This is a genomic window from Micromonospora sicca (assembly GCF_003172935.1).
GTDB classification, from domain to species: domain Bacteria; phylum Actinomycetota; class Actinomycetes; order Mycobacteriales; family Micromonosporaceae; genus Micromonospora; species Micromonospora sicca.
Genome location: NZ_QGKS01000394.1, coordinates 1 through 8,130, shown reverse-complemented (window position 1 = coordinate 8,130; position 8,130 = coordinate 1). Strand labels below are relative to the sequence as shown.

Sequence of the window (8,130 nt, the reverse complement as noted above, 5' to 3'; positions counted from 1 at the left end):
CCTCGATCGGCTACCACCGCACCAACGGCGAGGCCAACATCGCCCGCGCCACCCGACGCGCGAACCGCCGCCCCCACGACCTCATCACCGCCGTGACCAGCAGCATCCCGACAACGCAATGACCCTGGCCCTTGGCCACATGGCCTACGCCACGGCCGGGCCGAGCGCATCAGATCGGCGCCACGCCAGCTGAACTCGGGGTCCGGATCGGGTTCACTGCCTCCGGGGTGACTTGGCTCGCCGGGGCGGACAGGCGTGGGTGGGGACCTCTTTGGTGACGTTCCATGCCGTCCGGTCGCTGCTGGCCGGCGGCGACGCTGACGCCAGCCCGGTGGGGATCGGCCTTGCCATCGCGTCGCTGCTCGTGATGCCGCTGCTCGTGCGGGCCAAGCGCCGCACCGGCCGGGAACTCGGCTCGGCCACGGTCATGGCCGACTCGACCCAGACCATGCTGTGCACCTGCCTCTCGGCGGTGCTGCTCGTCGGCCTGGTCCTCAACGCCGTCTGGGGCTGGTCGTGGGCCGACCCGATCGCCGCGCTCGTCATCGCCGGGGTCGCGGTCAAGGAAGGCGTTGAAGCCTGGCGCGGTGAACACTGCGACGACTGCGCACCCCTGCCTGCCGTCGACGCCGCCACCGGCCAAGGCTCGGGCTGCACCGATGGTTGCTGCACCGACCGGAAGGCGTAACCCGTGGCCTGGCTCGCGCTGCTGTTCTACCTGCTGGGTCTGCTGCTCGCCGTCGGCTGGCGCACCCTGACCCAGTGGCGCCGCACCGGCGACTCCGTTCCGCTGCGAAGCGGGGCAACCACGCGGTCGTGAGGCGAGTCATCGGGGGCTAAGTACCTCATTTCGCGCTGGTTGTGAGCGGCTGTGAGCCGTTGTGAGAACGGGGGGCGTTCGCCAGAGCACACAAACACGGGTTTGAGGGTGTCAGCGCACTGCCCGCGCGGCGCGGAGCCGACACCACATGAGCGAGCACACGCCGCAGCACCAGGCCCCCGCCCGCCCCGTCGACCCGGACCGCTCCGGCGCCGACCCGACCCTGACCGATCTTGTGGCCGGCGATCCGCCGGTGCCGATCACCGTGTGGCGGACCGCCCGAACCTCCGCCGACGCAGGCCGCATCGTCGGCGTCCGCTTGGCCTACCGCCTCGTGTCCGCCTACAGCCGGCCCGGCGACACTGTCGTCGACTGCACCGACGACCACGCCCTCACCAGCGCCTGCCTCGCCGGGCGGCGCCGGCACCACCCCGGCTGGTTCACCGACGGACCCAACCTCCTCATCGGTCCGGCCAGTGAACCGGCCGAGCCCAACCCGTCGGACGAGCAGCAGCAGTACGACGACGTGCCGGAGGTGAGCGCCTGGTTCGGTGACGACCTCACCGACCCGGCCGACCCCGCTGGCTCGCCGCAGGCAACCGGGCTGCTGGTCGCCTCCTGGCCCCTCGACGCCAACGAGGCCACGAGCCGGGTACGCCTGGCGTGCCTGCTGACCGCGTGCGCCCGGCTGCTGCGCCCCGGCGGCTGCCTCGTGCTCATCGTCGCGGTCCCCGCTGGCGCCATCGCGACTCCGGAGGACTTCGGCCCTCTCGCCGCCGCGGCGGCGAGCGTCGGGCTGGGCTATCTGCAGCACATCGTCGCGGTCACTGCCGACACCGACGTCGACACCTTCGTCTACCACGTCACCGACGAAGAACTCCTCGCCCTCGCCGAGGAGACGGCCGGGCAGCAGTGGACGCTCACGCACCACCGCGTCCACGCCGACCTGCTGGTGTTCAGCCCCCCACCGGCCACCCCGTCGCAACGGCGGCGGCACCGCGAGGGCGGTGACCGTCGTGGCTGAGCACCCCACCACCCACGGACCGGACGAGCCGGTCCGGCCGGAGGGCACCGGCGGCATGCACCGCGACACCGAGGATCGCCACCGGGAGTACGACGGACGCCACCCGGCCCCGACCGGGCCAGAGGGCCTGTCGGTGTGGGCGACCGCCCAGAGCACCGGGCCGGTGCAGCGTCGAGGCCGGTACGTGTCCGAATCGGTGAAGCACCCCGCCCGGATGCTGCCGGCGATCGCCGCCCACGCCGTCGCCGCCTACACCAACCCCGGGGACCTGGTCCTCGACCCGATGTGCGGCATCGGCACCACCCTGGTCGAGGCCATCCACGTCGGCCGCGACGCCATCGGGGTCGAATACGAGTCCCGCTGGTCCGACATCGCCGACGCCAACACCACCCACGCCCAGGGCCAAGGGGCGACCGGCAGGGCGGCGGTGATGCGCGGCGACGCAACCCGCATCCTGTCCCTCGTTCCCGCCGCCCTTGCCGGCCAGGTCGCCCTGGTGGTGACATCTCCGCCGTACGGGCCGACCGTCCACGGACTGGTTCGCCCAGGCGCGGACGGGGTGGCGAAGTTCGATAACGCCTACAACGACGGCACCGACCGAGGCAACCTCGCCTACCGCGACCTCACCGGCCTCGCCGACGGGTTCGCGCAGATCCTGGCCGGCTGCCACACACTGCTGCGCCCCGGCGGCGTCGTCGTGGTCACCGCACGGCCGTGGCGCAAGCACGGCCAGCTGGTCGACCTGCCGTCCGCGGTCATCGGCGCGGGGATCCGCGCAGGCCTGACCCCGGTCGACCGGTGCGTCGCACTCCTGGCGGCCGTCCGCGACGGGCACCTCGTCGCCCGGCCCAGCTTCTTCCAGCTCCAGCAGGTCCGCCGGGCCCGCACCGCAGGCACCCCGATGCACCTCATCGCACACGAAGACGTCCTCGTGTTCGCCAAGACCCAGCCCCCCAGTGAGCAACGGGAGGGCCGCGAATGAGCGAACGGGCCACACCGTGCCTGAGCCTCGGCGCCGACGCGGACCTGCACGCGATGCCTGTGCGGGAGGTGGCGTGAGTGACCACCGTGCCGGGCCGGGGCCCGAACCGCGCATCGGATCGCTGTGCAGCGGATACGGCGGACTCGACATGGCCGTCGAGCTGGTGCTCGGCGGCCAGCTCACCTGGTACGCCGAGACCGACCGGCACGCCCGCACCGTTCTGGCCCACCACTGGCCCGGCGTGCCCAACCTCGGCGACATCCGCGCCGTCGGCTGGAACACCGTCGAACCCGTCGACATCCTCACTGCCGGGTTTCCATGCCAGGACATCTCCAACGCGGGCAAGCGCGCCGGCATCGGCGGCGAGCACTCCAGCGTCTGGACCTGCGTCGCCCACGCCGTTCGCGTACTTCGACCGCCGCTCGTCTTCGTGGAGAACGTCGCCGCCCTCCTCCGGCGCGGACTCGACGTCGTCGAAGCCGACCTGGCCTCGCTCGGGTACGACACGAGCTGGCTGTGCCTACGCGCTTATGCCGAATGGCCAGTTATGCCGCGCTCTCGATTTGGTCCGCTGGTGAGCCGGTCGGGCTTGTGGCGAGGACGCGGCATAACGGGTCGGGTTGATCGGATCGGATCAGCTACAAGCCGTTGAGGAACGCGAGCAGGGTGTCTGGTGCGCGGTAGCGTCCGGGGCTGGTGCCGGCGGGCGAGGTGCGGGCGAGGGCTTGTTCTTTGAGTTTCATGTCCGCGTGCAGATATGCCTGTGTGGCCTGGGTGGACTCGTGGCCGAGCCAGAGCGCGATGACGGTGATGTCCACGCCAGCGTGGAGCAGCGCCATGGCGGCGCTATGGCGCAGGGTGTGCGGGGTGACGTTCTTGGCGGCCAGCGACGGGGTGCTGACCGCGGCTGTCGCGGCGTGTTTGGCGACGAGATGTTGGACCGCGTCGTGGCCCAATGCGCCGCCGCGATGGGACGGGAAGAGGGCGTCGGTGTCGCCTCCGCCTCGTTCGGCGAGCCAGACTCGTTGGACTTTCACGGTTTGGGTGGTCAGCGGGGTGCAGCGTTCCTTGCGGCCCTTGCCGTGGCATCGGACGTGCGGACCGGTGTCGAGGTGCAGGTCTTGCAGTTGCAGGACGGTCAGTTCAGTCAGGCGTAGCCCGGTCTGGGCGGTAAGTTGCAGCAGCGCGTGATCACGTCTTCCGATCCACGTTGACCTGTTGGGTGCCCTGAGTAGGGCGTCGATTTCGTCGCTGGTCAGGAAGTTGACGATCCTGCGGTCGCCGCGTTTGGTAGGGATGGCCAGCACCCGTTGGATGAGCGCGGCGTGTTCGGGGGTGCGCAGGGCGGCGTAGCGGAACAAGGAGTGGATCGCTGCCAGACGCGCGTTACGGGTGCGTACGGAATTGCCGCGGTCGTGTTCCAGGTGCTGGAGCAACGCGCCGATCAGGGGTGCGTCGAGGTCGGCGGTGTCCAGCTGTGCGGGCTGCTTTCCGGTGCGCTGTTCGGTGAAGGTGAGCAGGAGTTTGAACGAGTCGCGGTAGGCCGCCACGGTGTGGCTACTGGCGTGGCGTTGGTTGATCAACCTGTCGGAGAAGAATGCTTCGAGGAGCGGAGCGAAGGAGGTCATGTCGACTCCCGAGGGTGTTCGAGCCGGGCGGCGGCCAGGGCGAGGAGTTCGGGCGCCGCTTGCAGGTACCAATAGGTGGACTCGGGGGCGACGTGACCGAGGTAGGTCGACAGCGACGGCAGGAGAGCATGGACGTCCGCGCCGGTGCGATACCAGTGCAGGACGGTCGCCACGGCGAAGCTGTGGCGAAGGTCGTGGACGCGGGGTGCTCGCCGACCCGGGGACGGTTGGATGCCGCAGTGGTAGAGCAATCGGGCGAACACGATGTCGACTTTTGCCACCGCCAGGCGGGTGCCGGTGGTGGAGACGAAGAAGCTCGGGGCCGCGACTGCTGTTGCCAGCAGGTGATCGCGGCGTCGCGCGTATTCGCCGAGCGCCGTCACCGCCGAGGGGTGCAGCGGTAGTTGGCGTGACTGGCCGTGCTTGGACTTGATGATCGTCAACGTCGCCGTGTCGAGGTCGACGTCGTCACGCTCAAGGCGGACGGCTTCGCCCACCCTGACGCCGGTCACCGCGAGCAATCCGATCAACGCGCGAAACGTCGCGGCCTGCAACGGTGCGGACAGGAGCCCCGTCGCATGCACGATGTCGGTGATCTCGGCGATGGAATACAGGCGTGGGGCGGTGCGGTGGTAGTGGCCGGGCAGCAGGTCGGCTGGTGGGATCTCGGTCGCCGGGTCGAGAGCGTGCAGATGCCGGGCGAAACATCGGATGACCGACAACCGGGAGGCCCACCAGGCCGGCGTCGCATCGACCGGTTGCCTCGCCCAGGTCACCGCGGCGTCGACGGTGATCGTCGACACTCTCGCGCGCTCAAGGTAGTCAATGAACTGCAACAGCAGCCGGCCGTGCCGGTCCAGTTGGTAGCCCAGCGCGCGGCGCATCGTCAGGTACTCCTCGGCCCTTCGACGCAGCGGGTTCACGACGCGCCTGGCCAGGGCTGGGCCAATGCGACCAGCGCCGCCTGGTCGACTTTCGCGTAGGTCGCCGTGATTCGTTGGTCCCGGTGTCGCAACAGTTGCGCGACCTCGGTCAGCGCCGCGCCGCGGCGCAGCAGGTCACAGGCCACAGCGTGGCGCAGGCGGTGCGTCCCGACCCGGCCGTCGAGTCCTGCCCGCTTCCCCGCGGTGGACACCACCTCGCGCACCCCCATCGGAGTCAGACCGTTCCACGGTGCTCGAGTGATGAGGAACAGCGCCCGGCTTGGGCCGCGCGGCCGGCCATGCCGCACGTAGTCCGCCAGAGCGTCTCCGACGTCTGTGGGCAGCGGCATCGGTTCAACCTGATTGCCCTTGCCGCAGATGATCAACTCTCCGCCACGCCAGTCGATATCGTCGAGCCGCAGGTTGGCGACCTCGATCGAACGCAGCCCCAACCGGGCAAGCACGACGAGAATCGCGTAGTCGCGGCGGCCCTTGGCGGTGCCGCGGTCGCAGCTGTCCAACAGCGCGGTCACCTTCATTGTGTCCAGGCCGCGTGGCAATGCGGACTGCGACCATCCCGGCACGGATGGCACCGCCGCGACCAGCGACGTCGATACATGGCCTGCCACATGCAGGAACCCCAGCAGTGACCGCAACGCCACTACCATGCCCTTCGCCGACCACGGGTTCAACCCGGCGCAGTAACGCACCATGAAGCCCGTGACGTGCCCGGACGTCAGCTCCTGCACCACGATGCCGTCAGGGCCGGCCACGTCCGCCATGAACACACGAGCAAGCCGCTCGTACTTGGCAACCGTTGCCCGTGCCAGACCCCGCTCACCTTCCAGGAAGACGCGGTATGACTCCAGCACCTCGTCCAGGGGCGTGATGGCGTACCGCAGGGACGGGTCAGGTGCAACCCGCAAGCCATGCAGATAGCTCAGCAACGGCGCCAGCGCCCGAGGCGAGATCATCTTGCGTTGCCCGCGCCCTCGCCTCCCGTCGAGAAACTCCACCACGACCGGTGTCGTCAACCCCGTAGCTGCCAGATCCCGGTCATGCATCCAGCCGCTCAGGTCCGCCATCAGCGACATCTGCTGGGTGATCGCGTGCAGGACATAACCCTGTCGGCCGAGCTCAGCCCGCCACCCGATCGCATAGGGCGCCAGCGGCCCGCGTACTTCGATCCGAGACCGATGACCAAACTTTCGCTGAACCACATCCACTTCCACGATTACCTCCAGTGTGGGCTTTAACACCCATACTGGATCTATCTATGGCATCACGGCACCCGTCGAGGTCTGAGGATTATGCCGAGCCACCGCTCTGACAAACACCTATCGGCCAGCCATCCGAGCGAGAGCGCGGCATAACTGGCCATCCGGCATAAGCGCGTTTATGCCGAACTCGGCATAAACGCGCATCCGACGCCGGCGCCGCTCACCGCCGTGACCGGTTGTTCTTGCTGGCCGCTCCCCGGGAACACTTTTAGGGGCGTGCGGACGTTGCCGACACCGTGCGCCCGTGACGGCAAAGGCCCCGGCCACCAGTACGGCCTGCCCGACCTGCTCGAACCCACCGGCTCGACGCACGGGCTGCTGCCCCCGTCCACGGTCGCGGGCAGCCGGTCGTCGGGCATCGCCACCGCCGGCCGCATCACGCCCATCCCGCGCGCCGGCTGGACGCTGACCGACGCGGCTCGGCTTCTGCCAACGCCGCGAGCCAGCGACACCGGCACCCCGGGCCGGCGGGCCGGCAAGGGATTCCGGCCCCCACTGTCGCAGGTGCTCCTACCCACCCCGCGGGCCACCGACGGGGAGAAGGGCTGCCCCGGACAGCGAGGTTCCCACGGCGACCTCACCCTGCCCTCCGCGGCAGTGCGGGTCCCCGCCCGGACCCTGCCCACGCCACGCGCCTCCGACGGGCATGGGCCCGGCCATCACGGCGACGGTGGCGCCGACCTGCGCACCACCATTGCCGGTCTGTCCGACAGGCTGGGGCGGCTCGATGAGGACAGGTGGGGCGTCTACGCCGCCGCCGTGGCCCGGTGGGAGTTGCTGCTCGGCCGGTCCGCGCCGGAGCCGACGCAGACCGGCCGGCACGGCAAGCCCGTCCTCGCCCCGCCGTTCGTGGAATGGCTGATGGGTCTCCAGGACGGCCACGTCACCGACCCCGCGCTTGGCCTGCCGCGCACCCTCGCGCTGCGGGTCCTCGGCAACGGCGTCGTACCGCAGCAAGCCGCCGTCGCACTGCGGCTGCTCCTGTGCCACCACCGCTGGCAGCCGCGATGACCCGGCCGGCCCGGGCAGCCTTCCGCCGACGATTTGGAGGCATACCGATACCGGCCGGTCGGCCGGCTCGCCTCGTACCTCGGAGACGCCCTCGAGGTACTCACCGCGATACCGGACGCATCGTCCGACGCGATCGCGGCCTCGCCACCCATCCGGTCGCTGTGCCATTACGGCGCCGGCCGGTTCACTGCCGCCACCCGCACACAAGGAGAACTGCCCTCATGAACTCCGACCACCCCTCGACGACCGCCGCAACCAACGACCGCCCAACTCAGGTGTGGACGGTGGAGCGGATCCGCGCGCTCGGCGCGGTCACCGACATCACCACCGCCGGCCAGATCTTCGGCCTGTCCCGAAGCCGCGCCTACCAACTCGCGGCCACCAACGCCTTCCCGGCTCGGGTCGTACGAGTCGGGTCCCGCTACCGAGTCTCCGTCGCGGGCATCCTCTCCGCCCTCGGCG

10 protein-coding genes are annotated in these 8,130 nt (G+C 70.1%); 7 read left to right on the top strand and 3 right to left on the bottom strand.

Annotated elements, in window-relative coordinates:
• Positions 1 to 232 precede the first annotated feature (232 nt).
• The 5 genes from DKT69_RS30845 (at position 233) to DKT69_RS30825 (ending at position 3,478) form a co-directional block, all read left to right on the top strand.
• Entirely contained in the window at positions 233 to 688 is a 456-nt protein-coding gene (locus tag DKT69_RS30845) for a cation efflux transmembrane domain-containing protein (protein ID WP_438361895.1), read from the top strand.
• Positions 689 to 691: 3 nt separating this feature from the next.
• A complete protein-coding gene (locus DKT69_RS40735) occupies positions 692 to 820 on the top strand; it encodes a hypothetical protein (RefSeq protein ID WP_255420243.1) in 129 nt (42 codons plus the stop codon).
• A gap of 148 nt (positions 821 to 968) precedes the next feature.
• A complete protein-coding gene (locus DKT69_RS30835; RefSeq protein WP_109804956.1) occupies positions 969 to 1,844 on the top strand; it encodes a hypothetical protein in 876 nt (291 codons plus the stop codon).
• A 55-nt stretch (positions 1,845 to 1,899) separates the two neighbouring features.
• On the top strand, positions 1,900 to 2,826 hold the full coding sequence (locus DKT69_RS30830; protein WP_236648460.1) for a DNA methyltransferase: 927 nt from the start codon (positions 1,900 to 1,902) through the stop codon (positions 2,824 to 2,826).
• A 73-nt stretch (positions 2,827 to 2,899) separates the two neighbouring features.
• Positions 2,900 to 3,478: a DNA cytosine methyltransferase gene (locus DKT69_RS30825; protein WP_109804955.1), complete on the top strand. Its 579-nt coding sequence runs from the start codon at positions 2,900 to 2,902 to the stop codon at positions 3,476 to 3,478.
• Here the strand turns inward: DKT69_RS30825 and DKT69_RS30820 are convergent.
• Genes DKT69_RS30820 through DKT69_RS30810 form a run of 3 tightly spaced genes read right to left on the bottom strand, consistent with a single transcriptional unit; the run spans position 3,465 to position 6,609 of the window.
• Positions 3,465 to 4,454 carry a tyrosine-type recombinase/integrase gene (locus DKT69_RS30820; protein WP_109804954.1) on the bottom strand — a complete coding sequence of 330 codons (990 nt, stop codon included), beginning with the start codon at positions 4,452 to 4,454 and terminating at the stop codon, positions 3,465 to 3,467. The two genes, DKT69_RS30825 and DKT69_RS30820, sit on opposite strands and share 14 nt — an antisense overlap.
• Positions 4,451 to 5,377 (bottom strand): tyrosine-type recombinase/integrase, encoded by a 927-nt coding sequence (locus DKT69_RS30815; RefSeq protein WP_109804953.1) that lies wholly within the window; start codon positions 5,375 to 5,377, stop codon positions 4,451 to 4,453. Before DKT69_RS30815 ends, DKT69_RS30820 begins: the two co-directional genes overlap by 4 nt.
• Positions 5,374 to 6,609, bottom strand: coding sequence for a tyrosine-type recombinase/integrase (locus DKT69_RS30810; protein ID WP_201749946.1), 1,236 nt, complete (start codon positions 6,607 to 6,609; stop codon positions 5,374 to 5,376). Before DKT69_RS30810 ends, DKT69_RS30815 begins: the two co-directional genes overlap by 4 nt.
• A gap of 264 nt (positions 6,610 to 6,873) precedes the next feature.
• On the opposite strand from DKT69_RS30810, the gene DKT69_RS30800 reads away from it, so the two are divergent.
• Together DKT69_RS30800 and DKT69_RS30795 are read left to right on the top strand one after the other, a co-directional pair.
• The gene (locus DKT69_RS30800) at positions 6,874 to 7,668 is read left to right on the top strand and encodes a hypothetical protein (protein WP_109804952.1); all 795 of its coding nucleotides are present in this window, start codon (positions 6,874 to 6,876) and stop codon (positions 7,666 to 7,668) included.
• A 221-nt stretch (positions 7,669 to 7,889) separates the two neighbouring features.
• Positions 7,890 to 8,130: AlpA family phage regulatory protein (locus DKT69_RS30795; protein WP_109804951.1), on the top strand; the 241-nt coding region annotated here is incomplete at its 3' end.

What these genes read in the sequence shown, in the direction of transcription:
- DKT69_RS30835 (WP_109804956.1), top strand. Translation starts at nt 969, where the DNA reads ATGAGCGAGCACACGCCGCAGCACCAGGCCCCCGCCCGCCCCGTCGAC.
- DKT69_RS30830 (WP_236648460.1), top strand. Translation starts at nt 1,900, where the DNA reads ATGCACCGCGACACCGAGGATCGCCACCGGGAGTACGACGGACGCCAC.
- DKT69_RS30820 (WP_109804954.1), bottom strand. Translation starts at nt 4,454, where the DNA reads ATGACCTCCTTCGCTCCGCTCCTCGAAGCATTCTTCTCCGACAGGTTG.